At 71.0% G+C, this 438-nt stretch carries 1 protein-coding gene; it reads right to left on the reverse strand.

Going from position 1 to position 438, the window contains the following annotated elements; genetic code table 11:
- Positions 1-438 (reverse strand): alpha/beta hydrolase family protein (locus D7V88_RS42305; RefSeq protein ID WP_147449192.1); only part of this gene is annotated, 438 nt, incomplete at both ends.

The raw sequence follows: 438 nt of genomic DNA on the forward strand, positions 1-438 counted from the left end.
GTGCTTCGGCCGGCCGGAGCGGGACAGCTCGTGGCCCTCCCCCGGGAACAGCAGCAGCTCGGTCGGGACGCCGCGACGCTTGAGCTCGACGAACAGCCGGGTGCCCTGCTCCAGCGGGCAGCGCAAGTCCTCCTCCGAGTGGATCACCATCGTCGGCGTGGTGATCCGGTGCGCCGAGGCCATCGGCGACTGGGCGGCGATCCGCTCCGGGTCGGTGCCCACGTACTCGTCGGGGAAGAAGACCCCGATGTCGGAGGAGCCGACGAAGCTCACCGGGTCGTTGAAGGCCCGCTCGCTGATCGCGGCGACGAACCGGTCGGTACGGCCGACCAGCAGCGTCGTCATGAACCCGCCGTAGGAGCCGCCCATGATGCCGACCCGGGAGGAGTCCAGGGTCGGGTCCTCGAGCGCGGCGTCCAGGAACGCGACGACGTCGTC

The sequence above is a fragment of the Corallococcus terminator genome (assembly GCF_003611635.1).
Classification (GTDB): domain Bacteria; phylum Myxococcota; class Myxococcia; order Myxococcales; family Myxococcaceae; genus Corallococcus; species Corallococcus terminator.